Annotated in this window: 23 protein-coding genes; 15 read left to right on the top strand and 8 right to left on the bottom strand. The window is 58.6% G+C overall.

What is annotated here, in order from left to right:
- Positions 1 to 7: 7 nt before the first annotated feature.
- From atpA to LCU97_RS20585, 9 genes are all read left to right on the top strand, one after another.
- Positions 8 to 1,552, top strand: a complete 1,545-nt coding sequence (atpA, locus tag LCU97_RS20545) for a F0F1 ATP synthase subunit alpha (protein ID WP_053149218.1) — start codon at positions 8 to 10, stop codon at positions 1,550 to 1,552.
- Between the two features lie 50 nt (positions 1,553 to 1,602).
- Complete coding sequence (atpG, locus tag LCU97_RS20550; protein WP_030139034.1) at positions 1,603 to 2,463, top strand: F0F1 ATP synthase subunit gamma; 861 nt, start codon at positions 1,603 to 1,605, stop codon at positions 2,461 to 2,463.
- A gap of 27 nt (positions 2,464 to 2,490) precedes the next feature.
- Positions 2,491 to 3,867 carry a F0F1 ATP synthase subunit beta gene (atpD, locus tag LCU97_RS20555; protein WP_053149215.1) on the top strand — a complete coding sequence of 459 codons (1,377 nt, stop codon included), beginning with the start codon at positions 2,491 to 2,493 and terminating at the stop codon, positions 3,865 to 3,867.
- Between the two features lie 45 nt (positions 3,868 to 3,912).
- Complete coding sequence (locus tag LCU97_RS20560; protein ID WP_024777790.1) at positions 3,913 to 4,338, top strand: F0F1 ATP synthase subunit epsilon; 426 nt, start codon at positions 3,913 to 3,915, stop codon at positions 4,336 to 4,338.
- Between the two features lie 115 nt (positions 4,339 to 4,453).
- Positions 4,454 to 5,821: a bifunctional UDP-N-acetylglucosamine diphosphorylase/glucosamine-1-phosphate N-acetyltransferase GlmU gene (gene glmU, locus LCU97_RS20565; RefSeq protein WP_232777604.1), complete on the top strand. Its 1,368-nt coding sequence runs from the start codon at positions 4,454 to 4,456 to the stop codon at positions 5,819 to 5,821.
- 212 nt (positions 5,822 to 6,033) lie between these two features.
- Positions 6,034 to 6,810, top strand: a complete 777-nt coding sequence (locus LCU97_RS20570) for a DeoR/GlpR family DNA-binding transcription regulator (protein ID WP_053149209.1) — start codon at positions 6,034 to 6,036, stop codon at positions 6,808 to 6,810.
- 1 nt (position 6,811) lies between these two features.
- Complete coding sequence (gene glmS, locus LCU97_RS20575) at positions 6,812 to 8,644, top strand: glutamine--fructose-6-phosphate transaminase (isomerizing) (RefSeq protein ID WP_053149206.1); 1,833 nt, start codon at positions 6,812 to 6,814, stop codon at positions 8,642 to 8,644.
- Positions 8,645 to 8,951: 307 nt separating this feature from the next.
- Entirely contained in the window at positions 8,952 to 9,410 is a 459-nt protein-coding gene (locus LCU97_RS20580; RefSeq protein WP_053149204.1) for a helix-turn-helix domain-containing protein, read from the top strand.
- The gene (locus tag LCU97_RS20585) at positions 9,403 to 10,659 is read left to right on the top strand and encodes a type II toxin-antitoxin system HipA family toxin (RefSeq protein ID WP_232777605.1); all 1,257 of its coding nucleotides are present in this window, start codon (positions 9,403 to 9,405) and stop codon (positions 10,657 to 10,659) included. Before LCU97_RS20580 ends, LCU97_RS20585 begins: the two co-directional genes overlap by 8 nt.
- Positions 10,660 to 10,662: 3 nt before the next feature.
- Here LCU97_RS20585 and LCU97_RS20590 read toward each other — a convergent pair whose 3' ends face one another.
- Together LCU97_RS20590 and LCU97_RS20595 are read right to left on the bottom strand one after the other, a co-directional pair.
- On the bottom strand, positions 10,663 to 11,370 hold the full coding sequence (locus LCU97_RS20590; protein WP_232777606.1) for an NUDIX hydrolase: 708 nt from the start codon (positions 11,368 to 11,370) through the stop codon (positions 10,663 to 10,665).
- Between the two features lies 1 nt (position 11,371).
- Complete coding sequence (locus LCU97_RS20595; protein WP_232777607.1) at positions 11,372 to 11,917, bottom strand: adenylyltransferase/cytidyltransferase family protein; 546 nt, start codon at positions 11,915 to 11,917, stop codon at positions 11,372 to 11,374.
- A gap of 174 nt (positions 11,918 to 12,091) precedes the next feature.
- On the opposite strand from LCU97_RS20595, the gene LCU97_RS20600 reads away from it, so the two are divergent.
- The 4 genes from LCU97_RS20600 to nudK are packed head-to-tail and all read left to right on the top strand — an operon-like array spanning position 12,092 to position 15,435.
- Positions 12,092 to 12,739 carry an isochorismatase family protein gene (locus LCU97_RS20600; protein ID WP_232777608.1) on the top strand — a complete coding sequence of 216 codons (648 nt, stop codon included), beginning with the start codon at positions 12,092 to 12,094 and terminating at the stop codon, positions 12,737 to 12,739.
- Between the two features lie 9 nt (positions 12,740 to 12,748).
- Positions 12,749 to 13,978: a nicotinate phosphoribosyltransferase gene (gene pncB, locus LCU97_RS20605; protein WP_232777609.1), complete on the top strand. Its 1,230-nt coding sequence runs from the start codon at positions 12,749 to 12,751 to the stop codon at positions 13,976 to 13,978.
- 1 nt (position 13,979) lies between these two features.
- Positions 13,980 to 14,810 carry an ammonia-dependent NAD(+) synthetase gene (gene nadE, locus LCU97_RS20610; RefSeq protein ID WP_232777610.1) on the top strand — a complete coding sequence of 277 codons (831 nt, stop codon included), beginning with the start codon at positions 13,980 to 13,982 and terminating at the stop codon, positions 14,808 to 14,810.
- A gap of 28 nt (positions 14,811 to 14,838) precedes the next feature.
- Positions 14,839 to 15,435 carry a GDP-mannose pyrophosphatase NudK gene (gene nudK / locus LCU97_RS20615; RefSeq protein ID WP_232777611.1) on the top strand — a complete coding sequence of 199 codons (597 nt, stop codon included), beginning with the start codon at positions 14,839 to 14,841 and terminating at the stop codon, positions 15,433 to 15,435.
- A gap of 13 nt (positions 15,436 to 15,448) precedes the next feature.
- Here the strand turns inward: nudK and LCU97_RS20620 are convergent, their stop codons facing one another.
- Positions 15,449 to 17,662: an LTA synthase family protein gene (locus LCU97_RS20620; RefSeq protein WP_232777612.1), complete on the bottom strand. Its 2,214-nt coding sequence runs from the start codon at positions 17,660 to 17,662 to the stop codon at positions 15,449 to 15,451.
- Positions 17,663 to 17,890: 228 nt separating this feature from the next.
- On the opposite strand from LCU97_RS20620, the gene LCU97_RS20625 reads away from it, so the two are divergent.
- Positions 17,891 to 18,793 carry a LysR family transcriptional regulator gene (locus tag LCU97_RS20625; RefSeq protein ID WP_053149180.1) on the top strand — a complete coding sequence of 301 codons (903 nt, stop codon included), beginning with the start codon at positions 17,891 to 17,893 and terminating at the stop codon, positions 18,791 to 18,793.
- Between the two features lie 127 nt (positions 18,794 to 18,920).
- Positions 18,921 to 19,547 (top strand): glutathione S-transferase family protein, encoded by a 627-nt coding sequence (locus LCU97_RS20630; RefSeq protein ID WP_053149178.1) that lies wholly within the window; start codon positions 18,921 to 18,923, stop codon positions 19,545 to 19,547.
- Between the two features lie 70 nt (positions 19,548 to 19,617).
- Here the strand turns inward: LCU97_RS20630 and LCU97_RS20635 are convergent, their stop codons facing one another.
- The 5 genes from LCU97_RS20635 to LCU97_RS20655 are packed head-to-tail and all read right to left on the bottom strand — an operon-like array spanning position 19,618 to position 25,296.
- Positions 19,618 to 20,748: a glycosyltransferase family 4 protein gene (locus LCU97_RS20635; protein ID WP_232777613.1), complete on the bottom strand. Its 1,131-nt coding sequence runs from the start codon at positions 20,746 to 20,748 to the stop codon at positions 19,618 to 19,620.
- Positions 20,749 to 21,879: a glycosyltransferase family 4 protein gene (locus LCU97_RS20640; RefSeq protein WP_232777614.1), complete on the bottom strand. Its 1,131-nt coding sequence runs from the start codon at positions 21,877 to 21,879 to the stop codon at positions 20,749 to 20,751.
- Positions 21,870 to 23,237: a glycosyltransferase family 4 protein gene (locus tag LCU97_RS20645; protein WP_232777615.1), complete on the bottom strand. Its 1,368-nt coding sequence runs from the start codon at positions 23,235 to 23,237 to the stop codon at positions 21,870 to 21,872. The genes LCU97_RS20640 and LCU97_RS20645 overlap by 10 nt, the downstream gene beginning before the upstream one ends.
- Entirely contained in the window at positions 23,234 to 24,499 is a 1,266-nt protein-coding gene (locus LCU97_RS20650; RefSeq protein WP_232777616.1) for an ABC transporter ATP-binding protein, read from the bottom strand. The genes LCU97_RS20645 and LCU97_RS20650 overlap by 4 nt, the downstream gene beginning before the upstream one ends.
- A complete protein-coding gene (locus LCU97_RS20655) occupies positions 24,499 to 25,296 on the bottom strand; it encodes an ABC transporter permease (RefSeq protein WP_232777617.1) in 798 nt (265 codons plus the stop codon). The genes LCU97_RS20650 and LCU97_RS20655 overlap by 1 nt, the downstream gene beginning before the upstream one ends.
- Between the last annotated feature and the right edge of the window lie 38 nt (positions 25,297 to 25,334).

Consider the following 25,334-nt stretch of genomic DNA (forward strand, 5'->3'; position numbering starts at 1 on the left):
CAGAGCAATGCAGCAACTCAATCCTTCCGAAATAAGTGAAATTATCAAGGGCCGCATCGAAAAGCTCGATGTGACCTCCCAAGCCCGTAACGAAGGCACTGTCGTCAGCGTATCTGACGGTATCGTGCGGATTCACGGTCTGGCCGACGTCATGTACGGCGAGATGATCGAGTTTCCGGGCGGCGTCTACGGTATGGCCCTCAACCTGGAGCAAGACTCCGTAGGTGCCGTTGTACTGGGTGCCTACACGACTCTGGCAGAAGGCATGAGCGCCAAGTGCACCGGCCGCATCCTTGAAGTTCCGGTAGGTAAGGAACTGCTGGGTCGCGTAGTCGACGCACTGGGTAACCCTGTTGACGGCAAAGGTCCGCTGAACAACACCGAGACCGACGCGGTCGAGAAAGTTGCTCCAGGCGTGATCTGGCGTAAGTCGGTAGACCAGCCTGTACAGACTGGCTACAAGGCTGTCGATGCCATGATCCCTGTCGGCCGTGGCCAGCGTGAGCTGATCATCGGTGACCGTCAGATCGGTAAGACCGCCCTGGCGATCGACGCGATCATCAACCAGAAGAACAGCGGTATCTTCTGCGTATACGTGGCAATCGGTCAGAAGCAATCGACCATCGCCAACGTGGTTCGCAAGCTGGAAGAGAACGGTGCCCTGGCTAACACCATCATCGTTGCCGCCAGTGCTTCCGAATCGGCTGCGCTGCAGTTCCTGGCACCGTACTCCGGTTGCACCATGGGCGAATTCTTCCGCGACCGCGGTGAAGACGCGCTGATCGTTTATGACGATCTGTCCAAGCAAGCAGTGGCTTACCGCCAGATTTCCCTGCTGCTGCGCCGTCCGCCAGGACGTGAAGCCTACCCAGGTGACGTGTTCTATCTCCACTCCCGTCTGCTGGAGCGCGCATCCCGCGTTTCGGAAGAGTACGTCGAGAAGTTCACCAACGGTGCTGTCACTGGCAAGACCGGTTCCCTGACCGCCCTGCCAATCATCGAAACCCAGGCTGGCGACGTTTCCGCGTTCGTTCCGACCAACGTGATTTCCATCACCGACGGTCAGATCTTCCTGGAATCGGCCATGTTCAACTCGGGCATCCGTCCTGCTGTGAACGCCGGTGTTTCGGTATCCCGTGTGGGTGGTGCCGCTCAGACCAAGATCATCAAGAAGCTGTCCGGTGGTATCCGTACCGCCCTGGCCCAGTACCGTGAACTGGCGGCATTCGCCCAGTTCGCTTCTGACCTGGACGAAGCGACCCGTAAGCAACTTGAGCATGGTCAGCGCGTTACCGAGCTGATGAAGCAGAAGCAATACGCACCGATGTCGATTGCTGACATGGCGCTGTCGCTGTATGCCGCTGAGCGTGGGTTCCTGACTGACATTGAAATCGCCAAGATCGGCAGCTTCGAACAAGCGCTGATCGCTTTCTTCAACCGCGATCACGCCGATTTGATGGCCAAGATCAACGTGAAGGGTGACTTCAATGACGAAATCGACGCAGGCCTCAAAGCCGGTATCGAGAAGTTCAAGGCCACCCAAACCTGGTAAGCCGCAGCGGGAGCCGCAAGGCTCCCGCTTGCTAACCTGATAGGTGTTACATGGCAGGCGCAAAAGAGATTCGCAGTAAGATTGCGAGCATCAAAAGCACGCAAAAGATTACCAGCGCCATGGAAAAAGTGGCGGTCAGCAAAATGCGCAAGGCACAAATGCGCATGGCTGCTAGCCGTCCTTATGCGGAGCGCATCCGCCAGGTGATTGGTCATCTGGCCAACGCCAACCCGGAATATCGCCACCCGTTCATGATCGACCGCGCCGTCAAGCGCGTCGGTTACGTTGTGGTGAGCAGTGACCGTGGTCTGTGCGGCGGCTTGAACACCAACCTGTTCAAGGCCCTGGTCAAGGACATGGCGGTAAACCGCGAACAAGGCGTCGAGATCGATCTGTGTGTGGTAGGTAGCAAGGGTGCGGCTTTCTTCCGCAACTTCGGCGGTAACGTCGTCGCCGCTATCAGCCACCTGGGTGAAGAACCGTCGATCAATGACCTGATCGGCAGCGTCAAGGTGATGCTGGATGCTTACCTGGAAGGCCGGATCGACCGTCTGTCCGTGGTATCCAACAAGTTCATCAACACCATGACGCAGCAGCCAACCGTGGAGCAGTTGATTCCACTGGTGGCGACCCCGGAACAGGAACTCAAGCACCACTGGGACTATCTCTACGAACCCGATGCCAAGGAGCTGCTTGACGGCTTGATGGTCCGCTACGTGGAGTCGCAGGTGTACCAGGCGGTGGTCGAGAACAACGCAGCCGAGCAGGCCGCGCGGATGATCGCGATGAAGAACGCTACCGACAACGCCGGTGATTTGATCAGCGATTTGCAGCTGATCTACAACAAGGCGCGTCAGGCTGCGATCACCCAAGAGATCTCGGAAATCGTCGGCGGCGCTGCCGCGGTTTAACGGTTCAAATATTCAGAGGATCCAGCTATGAGTAGCGGACGTATCGTTCAAATCATCGGCGCCGTTATCGACGTGGAATTTCCACGCGACAGCGTACCGAGCATCTACGACGCCTTGAAGGTTCAGGGCGCCGAAACCACTCTGGAAGTTCAGCAACAGCTGGGCGACGGCGTGGTTCGTACCATTGCGATGGGCTCCACCGAGGGCTTGAAGCGCGGTCTGGACGTCAACAACACTGGCGCAGCCATCTCCGTACCGGTCGGTAAAGCGACCCTGGGCCGGATCATGGACGTACTGGGCAACCCGATCGACGAAGCTGGCCCGATCGGCGAAGAAGAGCGTTGGGGCATTCACCGTCCTGCGCCGTCCTTCGCTGAGCAAGCTGGCGGCAACGATCTGCTGGAAACCGGCATCAAGGTTATCGACCTGGTTTGCCCGTTCGCCAAGGGGGGTAAAGTCGGTCTGTTCGGTGGTGCCGGTGTAGGCAAGACCGTAAACATGATGGAACTGATCCGTAACATCGCCATCGAGCACAGCGGTTATTCCGTGTTCGCCGGTGTGGGTGAGCGTACTCGTGAGGGTAACGACTTCTACCACGAGATGAAGGATTCCAACGTTCTGGACAAAGTGGCACTGGTTTACGGCCAGATGAACGAGCCGCCGGGAAACCGTCTGCGCGTAGCCCTGACCGGCCTGACCATGGCCGAGAAGTTCCGTGACGAAGGTAACGACGTTCTGCTGTTCGTCGACAACATCTACCGTTACACCCTGGCCGGTACCGAAGTATCCGCACTGCTGGGCCGTATGCCTTCGGCAGTAGGCTACCAGCCGACCCTGGCTGAAGAGATGGGCGTGCTGCAAGAGCGCATCACTTCGACCAAGCAAGGCTCGATCACCTCGATCCAGGCCGTATACGTGCCTGCGGACGACTTGACTGACCCGTCGCCAGCAACCACCTTCGCCCACTTGGACGCCACCGTCGTTCTGTCCCGTGACATCGCTTCCCTGGGTATCTACCCAGCGGTAGACCCACTGGACTCGACTTCCCGTCAGCTGGATCCGAACGTGATCGGCAACGAGCACTACGAGACCGCTCGTGGCGTTCAGTACGTACTGCAGCGCTACAAAGAGCTGAAGGACATCATCGCGATCCTGGGTATGGATGAGCTGTCGGAAACCGACAAGCAGTTGGTTGCCCGCGCTCGTAAGATCCAGCGCTTCTTGTCGCAGCCGTTCTTCGTGGCTGAAGTCTTCACCGGTGCTTCGGGTAAATACGTTTCCCTGAAAGACACTATTGCTGGCTTCAAAGGCATCCTCAACGGTGACTACGACCACCTGCCAGAACAAGCGTTCTATATGGTCGGTGGCATCGAAGAAGCGATCGAGAAAGCCAAGAAACTGTAATCCCGGCGCCCGGCAACGGGCGCTAATTTAGGTTGAGGCAATCAGATGGCTATGACAGTCCATTGCGATATCGTCAGTGCGGAAGGGGAAATCTTCTCCGGTCTGGTCGAGTTTGTGGTTGCGCATGGTGAGCTGGGTGATCTTGGTATCGCTCTGGGCCACGCACCGCTGATCACCAGCTTGAAGCCAGGTCCGATTAGTCTGACCAAGCAGGGCGGGGAAAAGGAGGTGTTCTACATCTCCGGTGGTTTCCTCGAGGTTCAGCCGAACATGGTCAAGGTCCTTGCCGACACCGTGCAACGTGCTGCCGACCTGGACGAAGCCTCCGCTCAGGAAGCCGTCAAGGCTGCCGAGAAGGCACTGCACGAAAAAGGCGCAGACTTCGACTACGGTTCTGCTGCTGCACGTCTGGCCGAGGCTGCAGCCCAGCTGCGCACCGTCCAGCAGATCCGCAAGAAGTTCGGCGGTTAAGCCGTCAGCTTTCTGTGCGATTGATTAAAAAGGGTAGCCTCGGCTACCCTTTTTTCTTTTCCCGACACTCATCATCTGGTCACAGCCGCTGACCACCCAGGATTGGTAGCCAGTCATGTCTCTCGAAATCGTTATTCTCGCGGCCGGTCAAGGCACCCGCATGCGCTCGGCGCTGCCCAAGGTCCTGCACCCGGTCGCTGGCAACTCCATGCTGGGTCATGTTATCCACAGCGCCCGCCAGCTCAATCCACAGCGCATTCATGTGGTCATTGGCCATGGCGCCGACGCAGTACGTGAACGTCTGGCGGCGGACGATCTGAATTTTGTCCTGCAGGACAAACAGCTGGGAACCGGCCATGCGGTGGCTCAGGCCGTGCCTTTCATCAGTGCCGACACGGTGCTGATTCTTTATGGCGACGTGCCGTTGATCGAAGTCGACACGTTACAACGCCTGCTCAAGCACGCTGCGCCAGAACAGCTGGGTCTGCTGACCGTCGAGCTGGATGACCCCACTGGTTACGGCCGCATCGTGCGTAACGCCGACGGCCAGGTGACGGCCATCGTCGAGCAAAAAGATGCCAGCGAAGCCCAACGCGCCATCACCGAAGGCAACACCGGAATTCTCGCTGTACCAGCCGCACGCTTGGGTGACTGGATGAGTCGTCTGTCCAACAACAATGCCCAAGGCGAGTATTACCTGACGGATGTGATTGCCATGGCCGTCGCGGACGGGCTGGTGGTGGCCACCGAACAACCCTTGGACGCAATGGAAGTGCAGGGCGCCAATGATCGTCGGCAACTGGCCGATCTGGAGCGCCACTATCAGCTGCGTGCTGCTCATCGCTTGATGGCACAGGGTGTGACTCTGCGCGATCCGGCCCGTTTCGATATACGGGGTGAAGTCAGTGTGGGCCGCGATGTGGTGATCGATATCAATGTCATCCTTGAAGGAAAGGTGGTGATCGAGGATGACGTCATCATCGGTCCGAACTGCGTGATCAAGGACAGTACGCTGCGCAAGGGCGCGGTGATCAAGGCCAACACCCACCTCGAAGGCGCGATCATGGGAGAAGGCAGTGACGCCGGGCCGTTTGCTCGTCTGCGTCCCGGTTCCGTGCTGGAAGCCCGTGCCCATGTGGGTAACTTTGTAGAGTTGAAAAATGCTCACCTGGGCGAAGGCGCCAAGGCCGGGCACCTGACCTATCTGGGCGACGCCGAGGTCGGCGCTCGCACCAACATCGGTGCTGGCACCATCACGTGTAATTACGATGGCGCCAACAAATGGAAGACTGTGTTAGGCGAGGATGTATTCATCGGCTCCAACAACTCTTTGGTAGCCCCTGTGGATATCTCCAACGGTGCAACCACCGCGGCCGGTTCGACCATCACGCAGAATGTGGATAACTTGCAATTGGCCGTAGGGCGTGCCCGGCAGAGGAATATCGACGGCTGGAAGCGTCCGGTGAAAATCAAGAAGACCTAAGTTATCCACAATCTCCCCCTGTGGGAGCGGGCTTGCTCGCGAAGACGTTGGCACATTCGAAGTGAATGCGGGCTGACCCACCGCTTTCATGAGCAAGCCCGCTCCCACCGTATCCAATCGTTTCTGAATTTTTCTCCTCTCGTCTTGACGAACCCTTTTTAATAGGTTTTGATTGCTTACGTTATCTTTCGAATCGAAACTTATAAAACACCATGTCGAAGCGCAACACTCCTCAACGCCGCCACAGTATCCTTGCGTTGCTCCAAGAGCAGGGCGAGGTCAGCGTGGATGAATTGGCCAAGCGCTTCGAAACCTCGGAAGTTACGATTCGCAAGGATCTTGCCGCGCTGGAAACCAATGGCCTGTTATTGCGTCGCTACGGTGGTGCTGTACCGATGCCCCAGGAGCTGGTGGCCGATAATGGGCATACAGTCTCTAAATACAAACAGGCCATTGCCCGGGCCGCTGTGAAGCGGATCCGCGAACATGCGCGGATCATCATCGACAGCGGCAGTACCACTGCGGCCATGATTCCCGAACTGGGCTTGCAGCCGGGGTTGGTGGTGATGACCAATTCCCTGCATGTGGCCAGCGCCTTGAACGAGCTGGAGCATGAGCCGGTGCTGCTGATGACCGGCGGCACTTGGGACCCTCATTCCGAATCGTTCCAGGGGCAGGTTGCCGAGCAAGTCCTGCGTTCCTATGACTTCGACCAGTTGTTCATCGGTGCCGACGGCATCGATCTGGTTCGTGGTACCACCACCTTCAACGAACTGCTGGGCCTGAGCCGTGTGATGGCTGAGGTTGCCCGCGAAGTGATCGTGATGGTGGAGGCTGACAAGGTCGGCCGAAAGATCCCCAATCTGGAACTGCCGTGGAGCAGCGTCCATACCCTTATTACCGATGATCGTCTGCCCGTGGAGGCACGCGACCAGATTCAGGCCCGTGGTATCCATGTGATCTGCGCGTCTGTCAGCCAGGAGAAATAACATGTGTGGAATCGTTGGCGCCGTCGCTGAACGCAACATCACCGCCATCCTGCTCGAAGGTCTCAAGCGCCTGGAATACCGCGGCTACGACAGTGCCGGTGTAGCGGTGTTCACCAACGACGAGAAACTCGAGCGCATGCGCCGTCCCGGCAAGGTCAGCGAGCTGGAGCAGGCGTTGGATGCCGAGCCGTTGATCGGCCGCCTGGGTATCGCCCACACCCGCTGGGCCACTCATGGTGCGCCCTGCGAGCGTAACGCCCATCCGCATTTCTCCGGCGACCTGGCGGTGGTGCACAACGGCATCATCGAAAACCACGAAGCCCTGCGCGAACGGCTGAAGGCCTTGGACTATGTGTTCACCTCGGACACCGACACTGAAGTCATCGCTCATTTGCTCAACCATAAGCTCAAGGAGCTGGGAGACCTGACCGTAGCCCTCAAGGCCACCGTCAAGGAATTGCACGGTGCCTACGGCCTGGCGGTAATCAGCGCGAAACAACCGGATCGTGTGGTAGCGGCCCGTAGCGGCAGCCCGTTGGTCATCGGCCTGGGCCTGGGTGAGAATTTCCTGGCTTCCGATCAGTTGGCGCTGCGTCAGGTCACCGACCGCTTCATGTATCTGGAGGAGGGCGATATCGCCGATATCCGCCGTGACAGCGTGCAGATCTGGGATCTGGATGGTAAAGCCGTCGAGCGCGAAACCGTGCAGTACCGCGACGGTGCCGAAGCGGCTGACAAGGGCGAGTTCCGCCACTTCATGCTCAAGGAAATCCACGAGCAACCGGCCGTCGTGCAGCGCACGCTGGAAGGGCGCATGAGCCAGAACCAGGTGCTGGTCCAGGCATTCGGCCCGCAGGCGGCCGAGCTGTTTGCCAAGGTTCGTAATGTACAGATTGTCGCCTGCGGCACCAGTTATCACGCTGGCATGGTGGCTCGTTACTGGCTGGAAGAGCTGGCCGGTATCCCTTGCCAGGTCGAAGTGGCCAGTGAGTTCCGCTACCGCAAGGTGGTGGTGCAGCCGGACACCCTGTTCGTCACGATTTCACAATCCGGCGAAACCGCCGACACCCTGGCGGCGCTGCGTAATGCCAAGGAACTGGGTTTCCTGGCCAGCCTGGCGATCTGCAACGTCGGCATCAGTTCGCTGGTGCGTGAATCCGACCTGACGCTGTTGACCCAGGCCGGTCGCGAAATCGGCGTGGCTTCGACCAAGGCATTCACCACGCAACTGGTGGGCCTGCTGTTGCTGACCCTGTCCCTGGGTCAGGTGCGCGGCACGCTGGGCGAAGGTGTCGAGGCCAAGCTGGTGGAAGAACTGCGTCGCCTGCCGGCCCGCCTGGGCGAAGCCCTGGCCATGGACAGCACCGTGGAAAAGATCGCCGAGCTGTTCGCCGAGAAGAACCACACCCTGTTCCTCGGGCGTGGCGCGCAATTCCCGGTGGCGATGGAAGGGGCCTTGAAGCTCAAGGAAATCTCCTACATCCACGCCGAGGCCTATCCGGCCGGTGAACTCAAGCACGGCCCGCTGGCGCTTGTGGACAACGACATGCCGGTGGTTACCGTAGCGCCGAACAACGAACTGCTGGAGAAGCTCAAGTCCAACCTGCAGGAAGTGCGCGCCCGTGGCGGCCAGTTGATCGTCTTCGCCGATGAAAAAGCCGGCATGACCAACGGCGAAGGCACTCATGTGGTGCACATGCCGCACATCCACGACATCCTCTCGCCGATCCTCTATACCCTTCCGCTGCAACTGCTGTCGTACTACGTGGCGGTGCTCAAGGGCACCGATGTGGACCAGCCGCGGAATCTGGCGAAGTCTGTGACGGTGGAGTGAGTCGTCTACCGAAAGCCAGGTTTTTTGTAATCTACGTAATGAATGTTCGGGTTTAGCGCCGCTAAACCCGCTCATTCTTCCAAGACGCATCGTTCCTTACGCGTGGCTGGCCCTTCGCCAAATAGCTGAAGAATCCGACTCAACATCTGCGCTCATCTTGAGAAACCAAAATTTTATTTTGAAGGTATTTTTTCGATTTTTTTGAGAAGATGAAAAAATATTTTCCTTTTTCTCGTTAGAAATCGATCTCAGGCATCTATGTGCTAGTATTTTTTCAAATTCTCAAGGAAATTGAAAAAATACTGCCATGCCCAAAAAAACAGCACCCCTCATGCCATCCGCTGAGCGGCTCCTGCGGCAGCTTGGCGAACGGATCGAGCTGGCTCGTAAGCGTCGTAAGATAACTGCGACACAAATGGCTGCGCGTGCGGGGATGAGCGCTCCTACGTTGAGGGCGCTGGAAAGTGGCAGTCCTGCTGTGACCATAGGGGCTTACGTTTCGGTATTGGTAGCCTTGGGGTTGGAGAAGGACCTTGAATTGCTCGCACGCACGGATGAGTTAGGCCGCGATCTGCAAGACGCGCAGTTGAAAGGGCGTTCTACAGTCGAGCACATCAAGCCAAAAGCAGGGCTGCCTCAGGTTCATGGGGACAATTTGCTCAGCGTCTCAGCAAAAGAGAATAGTTCTGCATCGCCAACCGCTTACAGCCGAAGCCAGACAAGCTCTGAACTGGCCAAGAAGCTTTTAGGGGAAGACGATGCCTGAAAGGATTTTCGTCTACGCAGACTGGAATGAAACAGCACCCGTACTGCTTGGAACCCTTCATTCCCGCCGACTGGCAGGATCCGAGCGTATGGAGTTCGAGTACACCCGGGCTGTTCTTCAAACCATTCACACTCAGATTGCCATCGACCCTCGGATTCAGCCTTACGAAGGGCGGCAATATCCAGCGAGAAATTGCTTTGGGTGCGTATCGGACTCCTCGCCTGATCGATGGGGGCGACTGCTGATGGATCGTCGCTTGGAGCGGGATAAAAGAGCAGGAGTCGTACCGCAGGACGCACGGCTGTTTGACTCGGACTATCTCATCGGGGTTCACGACGCCTACCGGGTAGGGGGACTGCGTTTCAAAGTCGAGGAAGAAGGAGCGTTCCTTGATGACCATGTGGAGCATGCCGCTCCACCGATGGCTCGCATGCGTGAGCTTGAAGAGGCTTCGCGTCGATTTGAAGCTGGAGAGGATCGGGGGGCTCAGGGTCAGGACTGGATTCGAATGCTCATTGCTCCAGGGGGCTCTCTGGGTGGAGCGAGGCCCAAGGCAAGCGTAGTTGATGACGATCACGCTCTCTGGATAGGAAAATTTCCCAGTAATAGAGACACCCACGACGTGGGCGGCTGGGAGATGGTCGTCAACACATTGGCCCAAGGCTGTGGGCTATATGTGGCTGAAGGAAAAGCGCAACGGTACGCGAGTGAGTACCACTGTTTCATGGTGAAGCGCTTTGACAGAACAGTAAGGGGAGGCCGACTTCACTTCGCTTCAGCGATGACCCTGACCGACCACCAGGATGGTGATGGGCATGAGACAGGGGCCAGTTACCTGGAAATTGCAGAGGTATTGGTAAGGGAGGGGGCCGCTGCCGACGTAGATCTTCCCGAGCTTTGGCGAAGAATTGTTTTCAACATGCTGGTTTCGAATACTGACGATCATCTACGAAACCATGGCTTCCTGTTGGAACCAGGGCGCGGTTGGCGTCTTTCCCCCGCATATGACATGAACCCGGTCCCTGGTGACACTGGCTTGAGGCTCAACGTTTCAGAGGCCGATAACGCCATAGACCTTGATTTGGCAATGAGCGTGGCCGGCTACTTCCGCGTCTCTGCTGACGATGCCAGACAAACCATCCAAAGGTTCCAGGGCGTCGTCGGAAAATGGCCCAGGGTCGCGCGCTATCTGGGCATCTCAAGCAATGAGCAGGAGCGGATGGCGCCAGCATTTGCGCTTGCTCGCTAAGCGCTATTCCAGAAAACACCGATCAAACAGGTAAACACTGCCCGGCTTGAGGTTTTCCACTGTGCTTTGCGGTCGACCGCCGTCGCCGCTTATCTTGCGGCCGGTTTCCCGCAAGTATCCTGCCTCGGTCATTTTCAGCAAACGCTGGCGGATGCTGGTCTTGAGCACCGGGCGGTCGAGTACGATGGAGAAAACACTCACGGCTTGAGGCGCGCTGAATTCTGGTCCCAGGAACATGAGCGGCAGGCTGCTGTAGAGGGCTTTGGATAACAATCGCTCGTGGACAGCCGCTACCAGGCTGTTATGGTCGAAAGGCAGTTTTATCGAGCCGCTGGCGACGCCTTTGAGTGGGAAAAAACCCTGGTGCTCGGCGAGCTGGACCGCCTCGCTGACAATCGCCAGGTAGAACGTTGAGGACGACCAGCAGCGCGGATCGCGGAAGGCGTCGCCGACGGTGCCGACCTGTTCGATCCAGGCCAGCGGCATGCCCACTTTGCTTGAGCTGCGTAGGCGCTCCACGGCGTCGTTCAGCGTGAGATCCTCTACGCCCCCGTTGACCACGATCCCCGGCAGTGCCCAGTGACCGGCGAACGGCTCGGCTTCCCGCCGGTTCAGGAGAATTTCCAGCGCCTGGGTTTCCCGGCAGAAGCGCAGCACACAGAGGTCGATGGTGTGCAAATAATCGCGCATGTGGGCTGTGGGATTTGGCATGTCAGGTTCCGTGGGCAGCATAAAGGTCATAGTTTAACGGGTTCATGCCGGGCGCCATCCAATGGATGGGCAAAGGTTGGCCCAGGGCCAATCGTTCGCGGACCAGTGTGCTGCGCACGTGAATCCTTTCCTCCACGCACAGGATGGAAAACCGCTCCAGCAATGCCTGGCCGCGATAGAACGTCGGTAACAGATCCGCGACGTCCTCACCTACCACCAACGCTATCCGCTTGCCGTCCAGGGCCAGGCTGTCGGCAAGGTGGGCGAGCAGCGTGTAGCTGTAGATGGGGCCTTCAACGCCGCGTGCCACGACTTGCTCCACCCGGCTGGCGCGCACTTCGGCGCGGCACAGTGGCTGGATGTTATCCACAACCGATTCCAGCCAGTTCAGACGAACTTCGTAGTCGATCATTTGCTTGCCGTAGGGGTGCCTGAAACTCGGGGCCACCAACACGCGCCTGGCGTGACGTGAGGCTTCGATCATCACCTGGGCGTGGCCGGAGTGAGGTGGGTTGAAGGCACCGCCATACAGCGCTATCTCAAACATGGATTCAATCTCTATTTGTACACGACATGTACTCTAGCATTTTCTTCAGCTCATTACGCAAGCTTCCATATGGAATGAAAACAGTGTTGAGCTAAATAAAATTTCTTTTCAGAGTGGCTTGCCATGAAAGTACATGTCATGTACTTTTCGGGCCGTGAAGAGGAGAAACCCAGCATGAACAGCCTGACCCGCAAAACTGCTTCCTTCGATGTCGATGCGCAAAAGAGCTTCACACCGCTTTGCCCTGATGAGCTACCTGTGCCGGGCGGTGATCAAATCGCCGGTGAGCTGAATTTCATCGCGTCGCTGGCCAGCCTGCGCGTCGGCAGCAAGGATGCCCACACACCCCTGGCGCCATGGGTGGTCGCCGAGCACTCACAGATGCTCGTGCCCACCGGGCTCGCGCACGCTGACGTTACCTGGGTCAGCCACTGTGTCCCTGGTACCGAGGGGTTCACCCTGCTGGACGAACTGCCGACCCCATACGATTACGACTATTTCGTCTGGAAGGGCGTCGAGCCGGATCTGCACCCGTACGGCGCCTGCTACCACGACCTGCACGGCAAGCTTTCCACCGGTGTCATCGAGTACCTGAAAGGGCTGGATGTGGAACAGGTCATTGTCGGTGGGCTGGCACTGGATTTCTGCGTGAAGACCACAGCCCTGCAACTGGCAGCCGCCGGTTTCAAAGTGATCATTCATCTGCCAGCCTGTCGGGCCATCAGTGAGCAGGGCGCCGTTCAAGCCATTCATGACTTGCAGCAAGCGGGGGTCCTGGTGGCCACCACCCGTGAAGAAACCATTCGCCAGGCAAACGTGTAAGGAGCCGACATGGACAGCGCATTCGATTCAAGCAACGGTGTCATCCAGAGCCTCCTGGATACCGATTACTACACCTTCACCATGATGCAGGCAGTCTTGCACCAGCACCCGAACGTGGAGGTGGAATACCAGTTCATCGTGCGTTCCAAGGAGCGGTTGGGTCACCTGATCCCCGACATTCGTATCGAGTTGGAGAAACTGGCCGGGTTGCAACTACGCGAGGGGGAACAACGGTTTCTGTTCAACAAACGCTTCCGTGAGTACCTGACTCCGGACTTCGAGCAGTTCCTCGGCCTGTTTCGCTTCAACCTGCGTTACATCCACGTTTCGGAAGTCGACGGTCAACTGCACATTCGTGTCCGGGGTCCGATGCTGCACTGCATCATGTTCGAGCAACCGGTCCTGGCAATGGTCAGCGAACTGCGCAACCGTGAAAAGTATCCCGAAGTCGAGCTGGCCGACGTGACCCGCAAGCTGTATCAGAAATTCGAATGGCTGGAGAAAAACGCCAGCCGGGAGGAACTGGCCGAGTTTCGCGTTTCGGATTTCTCCACCCGCAGGCGCTTGTCGTTCAGGGCCCAGCGGGAAGTGGTGAATGTCATGCGCAACGATTTTCCCGGGGTGTTTGTCGGCACCAGTAACGCCCACCTGGCTTACGAATTCGATCTACCGCTGATCGGCACCATGGCCCACCAGTGGCTGATGGTGCACCAGCAACTGGGGCGGCTGCGCGAGAGCCAGAACGCGGCGCTGGAAAACTGGGTGCGCGAATACCGTGGCCGGCTCGGTATCGCACTGACGGACTGCATCAGCACCGATTTTTTCCTCAAGGACTTCGACCTGTACTTTGCCAAGCTCTATGACGGCCTGCGCCAGGATTCCGGTGATCCTATTGTCTGGGCTGACAAGGTGCTGCAGCGTTATCAGGAACTGGGCGTCGACCCACGCACCAAGGACCTGATGTTCTCCGATGGTTTGAATTTCGAAAAATGCCTGCCGATCCTGCGTCATGTTCGCGGCAAGGCCAAATTCGGCTTTGGCATGGGCACCAGCCTGGCCTGCGATGTCGAGGGTGTCGAGCCGTTGAGCATCGTCATGAAACTGGTGCGGGTCCATGGCGAGCCGGTGGTTAAGTTCTCCGACGATCCCATCAAGAATGTCTGTGAAGATGCCTCGTTCCTGCGCTACGCCGCGCAAGTATTCAACGTCGCCCTGATCAATCCGCAATTGGGAGCCTGATATGACTTCGCTTCAGCAAAACACCATCGCCCGGGAACTGGGCATTGACCGCCAACTCAAACCGGGTGGCGAACAAACTGAAATTGCCCGCCGCGTCGGGTTTATAAAACAGGTGATGCGTGAGTCGGGCTGTAAATCTCTGGTGTTGGGCATCAGTGGCGGTGTCGACTCTCTTACCGCCGGACGGATGTGTCAGTTGGCGGTGGAGCAACTGCGGGATGAAGACTACGAAGCGCGTTTTATTGGCGTCCGGCTGCCTTACAAGACCCAGGCCGATGAACAGGACGCCCAGGCTTCCCTGGACTTCATCCGCCCGGACCTGATTACCACCAGCAACATTGCCGCTTGTGTCGACGGGTTGATGGACAGTATCGCCATCGACGGCTTGGAGCCATCGGCCGAACTCACCGACTTTGCCAAAGGCAACGTCAAGGCCCGGGCGCGGATGCTGGCGCAGTATGCGATCGCCAATTTCAGCAATGGGTTGGTGGTGGGCACCGATCATGGGGCAGAGGCGGTGATGGGCTTCTTCACCAAGTTCGGTGACGGCGCGTGCGACCTGGCGCCGCTATCCGGTCTGACGAAGACTCAGGTACGGTTGCTGGCCGAGGCGATGGGCGCGCCCACGCATCTGGTACGCAAGGCGCCCACTGCGGATCTGGAAGACCTGGCGCCGGGCAAGCTGGATGAAGCGGCGTATGGATGCACTTACGAGGACATCGATGCGTACCTGATGGGTGAAGAGGTTTCGCCTCAGGTCCGTCAGATCATCGAACACGCTTACCTCAAGACGGCTCACAAACGAGCGCTGCCGCGGGTCCCGGCGTGTTGAACGAATAATCGAAGAATGGAGCGGGTGAATGACACAGGCTATCAGCACCAAAGACCGCGTACGCATCAAGAACGTCGAAGTCCTCTCGGACAATTGGTACGTGCTGCGCAAGACAACCTATGACTATCTCGGCCGCGACGGCCAATGGCGCGAGCTGACCCGCGAAACCTATGACCGTGGCAACGGCGCCACCATCCTGCTGTACAGCCGGGCCAAGCAGACTGTGGTCCTGACCCGGCAATTTCGCTTCCCTGCCTTCGTCAATGGCCATGACGACCTGTTGATCGAAACCTGCGCCGGCCTGCTGGATAACGACGATCCTCACACCTGCATCCGTAAGGAAACCCAGGAGGAAACCGGCTATGTCATCCAGAACGTGCGCAAGGTGTTCGAGGCCTTCATGAGCCCGGGATCGGTGACCGAGCGCATACATTTCTTCGTGGGCGAATATTTCGACGAGGACCGAAAGCACGAAGGCGGCGGCGTCGAAGCGGAAGGCGAGGAGATCGAGGTGTTGGAAATGTCCCTCGACCAGGCCTTGGGCATGATCGAAACCGGTGAGATCTGCGACGGCAAGACCATCATGTTGCTGCAGTACGCCAAGCTGCACCGGTTGTTGGATTAGATCTTCCTATGGCTCAACTGGACTGGGGCTCGCCCTCATCCTGCATGTCGTCCAGGTACTCTGGTTGGTCCGTTTGATCGGGCAGTTCGGTCACGACGCTGAAATCGGAAATCTCAATGGCGCCGACGCCATGGCCGAGCAGGTGAAAGGAAAACGCCTTGCGTGGTTGCGGGTTGTCGAAGCTGATGTTCATCACCAACGGCTGCTCGGGAGTGACCGCGACGTCTGTCGGCAGGTCCATCGGCACATCCCGTTCGAACTCCTTGGCCTTGAGGGAGATGTAGGCGGCATGGTCTGGCTCCACGGCGCGAATGGTCAGGCTGACGCGCGTTTGCGAACCTTTGGGCATCTCCAGGTATTGGGCGCCGATGAGGTTGTCGGTCCAATCATTGGAGACCTGGGCCGGAAGCGGGATTTTTTCGTTGCTGCCGAACTGATAGCGCTGGTTCAGGGCGGTGGCTGACAGGCTCTGGCCCAAGGCCGTGGCCCGCGCCGCAACCAGTCTTGCACGCTGACCGCTGTATTGTCCGGCATAGTTGGCTTGATCAGCGATGAAACCTTCGCTGCGGTAATCACGGCAGCGCTGCAGGAAGTCGCATTCGGTGAACGTGTCCTTGCCGTCGTGATAGCGCAGTTTGCCGTTGGTGAACGACATGATTTGCCGACCGGTCGTGTAATCGCGGAACATCGAGCGCCCGGACAAGGACGAGGGCACCGGGAAATCGAAATAATCGAGCACCGAGGCAGTCAGGTCCACATGGCCATGAACACCGCGCTTGATTCTGGGCAGGGGCTCTGGCGCCAACATCAGGTTGAACCCCCAGGACGATGCCAGGCGCACGTCTTCCAGCCCGTGGGACTCGTCCGAGGTAATGACCACCAGGGTATTTTCCAGAACGCCCTGTCTCTCCAGGTTCACCAGGAACGCATCCAGCGCATCGTCCAGATAACCGACGGCGGCCTGCTTGGCGGAGTCGTAGCGTTGCAGGTAGTCGTCCGGCGCAGAATAAGGCTGGTGCGTGCCCACTGTCAGCAAGGTGAGCATCCAGGGTTTGTCGGCTTGTTGCAGTTGCCCGACGTAGTCCAGCGCGCCCTCGAAGAAGCTCTTGTCGTCCCTGCCCCAAGGGAACTCCAGATAAGCCGGACGAGTGAACCATTCCATGCCCAGGGTCGTGTCGAAACCGATGTGGGGCATGATCCGGTCCTTGGCCATGAAGCGCAGGCCAGCCCCTTGCAGGAAATGGGTCGAGAAGCCGTGCTGGCGCAGCTGGGCCGGCAGGCACGCCCGGTTGCGATGGGTCTGGTTCAGCATCTCGATGCCTTTGGGCGTACCGTCGTCGAGCTTGTCGTAGTCGCCACATAGCATCGCATAGAGACCGCGGATGGTCTGGTGGCTGTGCAGGACATAATCGGGCGTGTTCATGCCGCGTTCGGCCCAGGCACTGAGGTGCGGCATCAGGTTTTCCCGGTAGCTGCTGTTCAATGCCTGGCGGTTGGCATTGATATAGGCGCCGGGAATGCCTTCCAGGGCAATGATCAGAACGTTGTGCGCCTGGCCTGGTGCGGCCAACAGCTTTTGTCCCTCGAGGTCAAGCCGGGTGAGGCCCTCCATTGACGGGGCGAGGGTGGCTTCATCGCCTTCCAGCCAGAGCTGGGCCCGTTCCTGCCCGGCGGCGATGCCGGCGGTCACAAGCTGATGGGGCAGGTTGAACAGGTTCCACTGGTCTGCCTCACTCGGACGCCAGGATTGCACCGCGCCGTGTACCAACAACAACAGCATCGGCAACGCCCAGGCTTGGCGTGGTAAGGGGGGCGCCAGGCGCGGCGGGCTAGTTCGCTGGGCCGCCAGCCAGAGCACCAGCGTCGCCAGCTGGAGTGTTGCCAGCCAAGGATGGGCGAAACCGCCGCTGGTGGAGTTTTCAACGAATTGTGGGTCAAGCAGGTAATGCAGGTCCGACAGGTTGGGCATTCGCCCGACCGCGCTGATCAGTTCGATATTGGCCAGTGTCAGTGCACTCCAGGCCAGCAGCACAGGCAATACCAGCCACCCGGAGCGGCGGTGAAGCAACGCGATCAGCAACCCGCCGCTGCCCAGGTCCGACAGATAACCCAAGGGATCGGACCAGCCCAATGTCAGGCGCAGCACCAGGGGAACGAGCAATACGCATCCGACCAGGGTTATGAGGGACGCCAGGGGATGGCTTAGAGCACGGTAAATCTTGATCATGAAACAGGCCTTTCGATGAAGTCAGCCACATATCAATCCCGGGAAGCAGGCTTGCTCCACAGGGTTTAACGAGTCATAGGAAAGGGAATGGTAACAAGCGAAGCCGCCAATGGCCGGTCGTGCTGGCGCGTTGCGCTGTGGTTCGCTTGCCCAAGGCTCTACAATGGCCGTGCGGCGCGGCTTCGGGGGCGCACAAAACTTGTATCAGGATTTCTCGTCGGGGGATGGATGGACAGGTTTCAGGAAATGCAGGTGTTTGTCGCCGTCGCCCAGGATGCGGGTTTTTCCGCCGCAGCGCGGCGCCTGGGTCTGTCGGCGGCGAGCGTCACGCGTGCGGTGGCGGCGTTGGAACAACGCATCGGTACGCCTTTACTGGTACGCACCACTCGTAACGTGTACTTGAGCGAGGCAGGTCAGCGCTTTCTTGAAGACTGCCGGCGGATCCTGGGCGATTTGCAGGAAGCCGAAGACTCGGCCGCCGGCAGTCACGCCCAGCCCCGCGGACAGCTGACGATGACCGCGCCCGTGTTGTTTGGCCAGTCATTCGTTACGCCGGTGCTGGTGGACTATCTGCAGCAGTACCCCGACGTCAGCGTCAACGCCTTGCTGCTGGATCGAATAGTCAGCATGGTCGAGGAGGGCATGGACGTAGCCGTGCGTATTGGCGAGTTGCCGGACAGCAGCCAGCACGCCGTACGTGTCGGAGAAGTGCGACGCGTGGTTTGCGCATCTCCAGATTTTTTCACTCGCCATGGCCGGCCGCGGCATCCTGAGGATTTGGAACGAATGCCGATCGTGGCGTCGTCGGCCACTGGCCAGATCAGGAACTGGACTTTCCTCGATGCTGGACAATCGTTGACGGTCCGACCGGCGCCCCGGCTGGTGGTTACGGCTAACCAGGCCGCCATCACCGCAGCCTGCCGAGGCCTGGGGATGACGCGTGTCCTGTCTTATCAGGTTGCAAGTGAAGTCGAGAGCGGTGCATTGGAGATCGTCCTGGCCGATTTCGAACTGCCGCCGCTGCCGATTCATGTGGTGTATCAGGGAGGGCGCAACGCGCCGGCGCGGGTTCGCAGTTTTGTCGACTTCACGGTTAACGCGCTGCGTAAACACCCGGCCTTGAGAGGCTGAAGTATTATTTCTCGTGGTGAAATGATGGATTGCGTTTTCGGGTCATTCTCTAGCTTTCGCTTGAAGGGGAAGATGAGCCCATCGACGCCGTTCTGCTGATGGCGTCACTTTGCAGCGGAGTCGTCCCATGAAACCCATCAAGCTTTATCATTTTCCCCTGTCCGGCCATGCCCATCGCGTCCAACTGATGCTTTCACTGCTGGAACTGCCTGTCGAGGTGGTCTTCGTCGACCTGGCCAAGGGTGCGCACAAACAGCCGGATTTCCTGGCCATCAACCCGTTCGGGCAGGTGCCGGTCATCGACGACGACGGTGTGATACTGGCCGATTCCAATGCCATTCTGGTGTACCTGGCACAAAAATATGGCGCAGGTCGCTGGCTGCCCACCGATCCGGTCGGTGCCGCCCAGGTACAGCGCTGGCTGTCGGCAGCCGCCGGACCGATTCACGCGGGGCCGGCTACGGCGCGCCTGATCACGGTGTTCGGTGCTTCGTACAACGCTGAAGAGGTGATAGCCCGATCTCACGCGCTGCTCAAGGTCGTCGACCAGCATCTGAGCGCCAGTGCCTACCTGGCGGGAAATACTGTGACCATCGCCGATATTGCTGGGTACACCTACATTGCCCATGCACCGGAGGGCAATGTGTCGCTCGAGCCCTATCCCCATGTGCGTGCCTGGCTGGCGCGAATCGAAGCGTTGCCAGGGTTCGTGGGCATGCCGCGTACAGCCGTGGGTTTGCAAGGGCATGCCTGAAGTAGCAGCCATCAGCGGGGTGGGGGATGGTTCCTCTCACCCTTTGGCTTGCCCTCTTGTTGCCATGCCTTCATGCATAGCTGAGCGCTTTTTCCTGCAGCAACCCTTCGTACAACTCCACCCATTTGCGGCCCATTTCTTCAGCGGTAAATAGCTGTTTGTAGCGGGCTTGCGCCTTGATACCCATTTCCTGGGCCCTGGTGGGGTTTTCCCACAAGGTGTGCATCGCCTCCCGGAACGCTTCGGGCTGGCTGGGGGGGACGACAAGGCCGGTTTCGTTGTGGATATTGATGTAGCTGGTGCCCGTGCCAATCTCGCTGGAAATCATCGGCTTGCCGTACATTGCGCCCTCGAGCAGGGAGATCCCGAAGGCTTCGGAGCGCAGGTGCGAAGGAAATACGATGGCGTAGCTCAGCTCCAGCAGGGCTACCTTGTCTTCATCTCCGAGGAATCCAAGGAAATGTACGTTATGCAGGCCCAGCGCCGCGGCTTGGGCGTGCAGCTCTTTTTCCAACGGGCCGGCCCCCACGATAACCACGGGGTAGTCCACGCCTTCAAGAGCATCGAGCAGGATATGCAGGCCCTTGTAATAACGCATCACACCGACGAACAGGAAGAAGCGATCGCCCAGCTTTGCCTTCCACCTCGCCATGCGTTCGGCGTCAGGTTGTGGATAACTCGCTTTGTTCAAGCCATAGGTGATGATCCGGGTCTTATCACGGTACGCCTTGAGTACTTCGCTGGTATGTACGTAGTTGGGTGACGCCGCAACGATGCGATCGGCACCGTTCAGAAAGCGTCGCATCAGGGGGCGATACAGCATCAAAAGATGCTTCTGGCGAATGATGTCGGAATGGTAGGTAACCACGTAGGGTTTCTTGACGGCACTGAAAAAGTGAACCAGATCCATGAACGGCCAAGGGAAGTGGTAATTGATCACATCTGCTTGGGCGGCCAGTTCGCGGAATTTTTTAAGGGCGCTGTAGGAAAATCCCGTGGAAGCGAGTTGGAAGTTCAGTCTGGCTTGATGAACCTCATGCTCCCGTATCCTGATCGGATCGGGGGCGGGGTGCTCGCTCAGAGTCAACACCGTGTTGTCGACGCCCAATCGGTCAGTGCTGTCGCACAGTTGGAATATAACCTGCTCAATGCCGCCCATGGAGTCGGGCAAGTAGGTTCTGTAAAAATGCAGGACTCGCATTCAGCCTCCCAGGACCTGGCGATACGCTTGGACGGTCACCTTCGCACACCGTTCCCAGGAGAAAAGTGCTGCTTGCTGCAAGCCCGCTTCCCGACAGGCCTGCCAGTGCAAGCGGTCTTCTATCAACCGGCACATGGCGTCGCGCATGCCTTGCGGATCGTCAGTTTCGCAATAATTGCCCGCCGCGCCAGCCACTTCCGGCATCGCCGAGCAGCGTGTCGTGATCACTGGCGTGCCACTGGCCATGGCTTCGAGCACCGGCAGGCCAAAGCCCTCATACAATGACGGGAAGATCAATGCCCGTGCGCCCGCAAGCAAATGGGCGACCTCTTCATCAGGCAGATAACCTGCCAGGCAAACATGACCGCTGGCCATGGCGCTTTTCAACTCGTCATTGAGTTGCGACTGTTGCCATCCGCTCATCCCGACAATGACCAATGGAAAAGCCTGACGGATGGATTCAGGTAATTCGGCATGGGCGCGCAGGGCCAGCGGCAGGTTCTTGCGTGGCTCCAGGGTGCCGACACATAGGAAATAACCACCCGCTTCCAGACCATGGGTCTTGAGTACTCTGTCGATGGTTTCGGGGTCGCGCGGATGGAAACGTGCCGAAACCCCCAACGGGGCGACCCTGACGCGTTCGGCTGGAAGTCCGAAATACTGCCGAGTTTCATCGGCGATGAACTGCGAAACGGTCATGATCACTTGTGCCTGTTCTACCGCACGAGTCAGTCGTCGCTCAATTTCCTTGAGCCTTGCTGGCGGTTGTGTCTCGGGATACCGGACATGGGTCAGGTCATGCAGGGTCATGACGGTCGGACCATCAAAGGACAGCGGCCACAGGCTGGGTTCGTGATACAGATCGATGGCCTGGGAGCGGCCCTGATCGAAGCGTTTCTGTTCCATCCAGCGCCGTGCCCGATACGCTCCCGGAACTTGTCGAAGCAGGGGCGTCAGGCGCGAGTAACCCGGCATGGCCGCCTGGGGTAACTGTGAGCTCCAACCCCAGCCATGAAATAAGGACAAATGCACGTCAGGCTCTTGGAACAGGGCAGTTGCCAGTTCGGCCACATACTGGCCGATGCCGGTACGCGGGGCCTGAAGGATTCGCGCGTTGAAGGCTATCCGCATACGGTTTCTCTGTCGGGAACCACAGTCCCGGTATGTCGTTCGATGCGCTCGATCAACTGTTCACTGGCCTGGCTCCAGCTCAACCAATGCCACTGATCGAGGGAGCGATTGGCCGGGAATACCCCGCTGCGTTCCATGTCGACGACCAGGTTCGCCAGGCTTTGGGGATCATCCAGGTCGAAATAGACCATGAATTCTCCACCGATCTCCCGAAACACCTCGATGTCGCTGCCCATCGCCGGCAATCCGCGCTGCATGGCTTCGACCAGTGGCAGACCAAAGCCTTCCACATAGGAGGGAAACACCAGCGCCGTGGCGTGTCGGTAAGCATGCTCCAGGCTCTGGTCCGAAGCATCGTTGAACATGAACAGCCGATGGTCCAGCTGCGGGTGGCGCCGGATGCGTTCAATCAGGGCCTCGCACTTCCAGCCAATCTTCCCGATGATGCACAGTCGTGCCTGTGAGCCGGCCGCCCAGGCGCGCTCGAATGCATCCAGCAGGTACGCATGATTCTTGCGCGGTTCGATGGTACTGACCATGAGAAACACCGGTTCGGGCTGCTCGAACAGTCGTTGTAGATCGCTATCGATGGTGCTGTCGGCGTCAATCAGGTCCAGTTCGCTGCCCAGATGGAAATAGTCGAACCAGCGTTCGCGCACGCGTTGTTCACCAATGCGACGCACCATTTCCTGGCGAACCTGGTCCCGGATAGTGGTGGAGATGGCGATGTAGCCGTCGGCAGTGCTGGCAATCCAGTCGAACCAACGGTTGAACACCTTGACCAATCCTTCGTCACAGAACTGCGGGTGGGTCAGGGGAATCAGGTCGTAGACCACCGAAACGATCCCGACGCCATCGCGCTTGAGCTGTTCGGCCAGCGGAAAGAAATCCGCATGCCAGGAAGAGTCCAGCAACACCAGTGTGTCGCCGTCCCGGTGCTGCAGCGGCACGATGCGCGTTGGGGCCGGTTTATGCTTGAGGAGGCGATCGATCAAGCGAATCGGAATGCTCAGACAGCCGAAGGCAAACAGCCTGCAGCCGATATACAACAGGCGTCGGGCCCACCGCGACTGACTGAAAGGACGCCGGGATTCCAGGGTCCGCTGTCGGAGCCAGAAGAGATTAGCTGCCTGTTCGAGCCGTCCGCGCAGGCTGACCAGGTCCAGCCCTTTGTCAGGCAACGGTGCCAGGCTTTTTACTTCGTACAGCTTGCCCCTGAGCATCACGACGGGCAGGCATTCACGCCCCTGATCGTTCGCCGGCAGTTCGCGGATGACATTGCGCACGACTCGCTGGATCCCGGAATTGGCTTTCGGGTTTTCATAAACATAAGTGCACTCCACCAGCAGGCGGGTCATGGCAGCTCCTTTTGCGGTAATGCTTCGACGGTGGGCAGTGCCTGGCGTTGAATGCTGGTACTGGCCTGAAGCCAGGAACAGCCGACAAAGTCTTCCTGGCGATTGTTGATGACGTGGAACACCAGCCCGTAGTCGCGCCACTCGAAGTTGCGGTCCAGATGCGAATCCAGACGCGACAAGCTCAGCGCAATGGAATAGTTGCCTTTACCCAGGCGCATGTCGAAACTGAAACGGAAGGTGACCTGTTCGCCCGCCATAAGATCGGTAACGGCCTGGTCCTGACGATGGGTGTTGATGCCGTACATGGGCTGCCCGAGGCGATCCTTGATCAGGAAACCCAGCACCAGCCGTTCGATATCCTTGCGGACCTCAACGCGGACCTGCAGGACCATCGGCTGGCCGACTTCAGCCATTTCCACCGGCTGTCCATGGCTATTTAGCAATTGCACATCCAGGATGCCGGCCTCGCCGGTACCGGAAATGGTGCGTACCTGGCCGTTGGCGAGCATTTCCTGGCGGACCACCTGGCCTTCACGCTGGGCCAGCATGGCGTTGTAGTAGTCCATCACTTCTTCCGGCTTGCCGCGCATGGCCATGCGCCCGTGTTCGAGCAGGATGGCGGTGTCGCAGATCGATTGGATCGCCGAGCGGTCGTGGGACACGATCAACAGCGTTGTCCCGGCCTTGCGAAAGCTGCGTATGCGCTCGAAGCTCTTGTGCTGGAAGTACGCATCGCCCACCGACAGGGCTTCGTCGACGATCAGGATATCCGGTCGCCGGGCGGTGGCGACGCTGAACGCCAGGCGCATCTGCATGCCACTGGAATAGGTACGTACCGGCTGGTCGATGGCTTCGCCGATCTCGGCGAACCCTTCGATCTGGGGCATCAATGCTTCGATCTCCTCGACCTGCATACCCAGCAACTGGCCCGCCATGAAAGCATTCTGGCGGCCGGTGAAATCCGGGTGAAAACCCATCCCCAATTCCAGCAGCGCGGCCACGCGTCCTTGGACCTGGATATGCCCGCACGTGGGCTGGGTGGTGCCGGTAATCATTTTGAGCAACGTGCTTTTGCCCGCGCCGTTCACCCCGACGATACCCACGGCTTCCCCGGGCTGGATCTCGAAATCCACACCCTGCAGGACCCAGTGCAACTGGTGGCGTGGCCGGGAAAAGGGAACCAGCCATTCGAACAGCCGGCTCCAGCGGTTCGGATACTGTTTGTAAGCCTTGCCCAGGTCGCTGACGCGTAGCTGTCCCATCAGAGTTCATCCACCATTTCGCCGCCGCGTCGACGAAACATCTGCAAGCCTGTGACGCATAGCAACAAGCCGATGATCAGCAGCGGCGCCAGCGAACTCCAGACGGGCCACTGGTTGTACAGGAACAGGTTCTGGTAACTCTGCATCAGCGCCGTCATGGGATTGAAGGCCAGCAATTGCTGGATCGAGGGTGGAAGGATTGTCATGGGGTAAACGATCGGCGTGAGCCAGAACCAGAATTGCAGGCAAATGCCGAACAACTGCCCGACGTCACGGAAAAACACATTGAGAATCCCCAGCAACAAGCCCAGCCCGGCGGCGAACAGCATCTGCAGGATCAGCAATGGCACCAATGCCAGCAATGCCATGCCTGGCCAACGGCCGGAGATCATCAGGAAACCGAGAAACAGCCCGAGGATGATCGCAAAGTTGATCCCCGCGTTGAGCTGCACGATCAGTGGCAGGCAAATCCTGGGAAAACTGATTTTTTTCAGCAGATTGGCGTTTTCCAGGAACATCCCTTGGCTTCGGGTGGTGACTTCCGCGAAGAAACCCCAGGTGAGCAAACCGGCGCAGAGGTAGATGCTGTAGGCCATGCCATCCTCCACACCCGGCAGACGCGCACGCATGATGTGGGAAAAGATCACGGTGTACACCAGGATCATCGACAGTGGATTGAGCACCGTCCAGAGTGCGCCGAAGAGTGAGTTGCGGTAACGCGCCTGGAACTCACGCTTGACGCTGCCCAGGATGAAGCCGCGATAACCCCAGAATGCGCGATGCAAGGACAACAACATCAGACGGCCCTGCCATGACAGCGCTTCAAGCAGACATT

Origin of the sequence: Pseudomonas uvaldensis, assembly GCF_021271205.1 — a bacterium.
Taxonomy (GTDB): domain Bacteria; phylum Pseudomonadota; class Gammaproteobacteria; order Pseudomonadales; family Pseudomonadaceae; genus Aquipseudomonas; species Aquipseudomonas uvaldensis.

Coding starts and splice junctions, on each gene's coding strand:
- atpA (WP_053149218.1), top strand. CDS start 8: ATGCAGCAACTCAATCCTTCCGAAATAAGTGAAATTATCAAGGGCCGC.
- glmS (WP_053149206.1), top strand. CDS start 6,812: ATGTGTGGAATCGTTGGCGCCGTCGCTGAACGCAACATCACCGCCATC.
- atpG (WP_030139034.1), top strand. CDS start 1,603: ATGGCAGGCGCAAAAGAGATTCGCAGTAAGATTGCGAGCATCAAAAGC.
- LCU97_RS20580 (WP_053149204.1), top strand. CDS start 8,952: ATGCCCAAAAAAACAGCACCCCTCATGCCATCCGCTGAGCGGCTCCTG.
- LCU97_RS20560 (WP_024777790.1), top strand. CDS start 3,913: ATGGCTATGACAGTCCATTGCGATATCGTCAGTGCGGAAGGGGAAATC.
- LCU97_RS20650 (WP_232777616.1), bottom strand. CDS start 24,499: ATGGGACAGCTACGCGTCAGCGACCTGGGCAAGGCTTACAAACAGTAT.
- LCU97_RS20600 (WP_232777608.1), top strand. CDS start 12,092: ATGAACAGCCTGACCCGCAAAACTGCTTCCTTCGATGTCGATGCGCAA.
- glmU (WP_232777604.1), top strand. CDS start 4,454: ATGTCTCTCGAAATCGTTATTCTCGCGGCCGGTCAAGGCACCCGCATG.
- LCU97_RS20590 (WP_232777606.1), bottom strand. CDS start 11,370: ATGCCAAATCCCACAGCCCACATGCGCGATTATTTGCACACCATCGAC.
- LCU97_RS20635 (WP_232777613.1), bottom strand. CDS start 20,748: ATGCGAGTCCTGCATTTTTACAGAACCTACTTGCCCGACTCCATGGGC.
- atpD (WP_053149215.1), top strand. CDS start 2,491: ATGAGTAGCGGACGTATCGTTCAAATCATCGGCGCCGTTATCGACGTG.
- LCU97_RS20630 (WP_053149178.1), top strand. CDS start 18,921: ATGAAACCCATCAAGCTTTATCATTTTCCCCTGTCCGGCCATGCCCAT.
- pncB (WP_232777609.1), top strand. CDS start 12,749: ATGGACAGCGCATTCGATTCAAGCAACGGTGTCATCCAGAGCCTCCTG.
- nudK (WP_232777611.1), top strand. CDS start 14,839: ATGACACAGGCTATCAGCACCAAAGACCGCGTACGCATCAAGAACGTC.
- LCU97_RS20645 (WP_232777615.1), bottom strand. CDS start 23,237: ATGACCCGCCTGCTGGTGGAGTGCACTTATGTTTATGAAAACCCGAAA.
- LCU97_RS20640 (WP_232777614.1), bottom strand. CDS start 21,879: ATGCGGATAGCCTTCAACGCGCGAATCCTTCAGGCCCCGCGTACCGGC.
- LCU97_RS20625 (WP_053149180.1), top strand. CDS start 17,891: ATGGACAGGTTTCAGGAAATGCAGGTGTTTGTCGCCGTCGCCCAGGAT.
- LCU97_RS20595 (WP_232777607.1), bottom strand. CDS start 11,917: ATGTTTGAGATAGCGCTGTATGGCGGTGCCTTCAACCCACCTCACTCC.
- LCU97_RS20585 (WP_232777605.1), top strand. CDS start 9,403: ATGCCTGAAAGGATTTTCGTCTACGCAGACTGGAATGAAACAGCACCC.
- nadE (WP_232777610.1), top strand. CDS start 13,980: ATGACTTCGCTTCAGCAAAACACCATCGCCCGGGAACTGGGCATTGAC.
- LCU97_RS20655 (WP_232777617.1), bottom strand. CDS start 25,296: ATGTTGTTGTCCTTGCATCGCGCATTCTGGGGTTATCGCGGCTTCATC.
- LCU97_RS20620 (WP_232777612.1), bottom strand. CDS start 17,662: ATGATCAAGATTTACCGTGCTCTAAGCCATCCCCTGGCGTCCCTCATA.
- LCU97_RS20570 (WP_053149209.1), top strand. CDS start 6,034: ATGTCGAAGCGCAACACTCCTCAACGCCGCCACAGTATCCTTGCGTTG.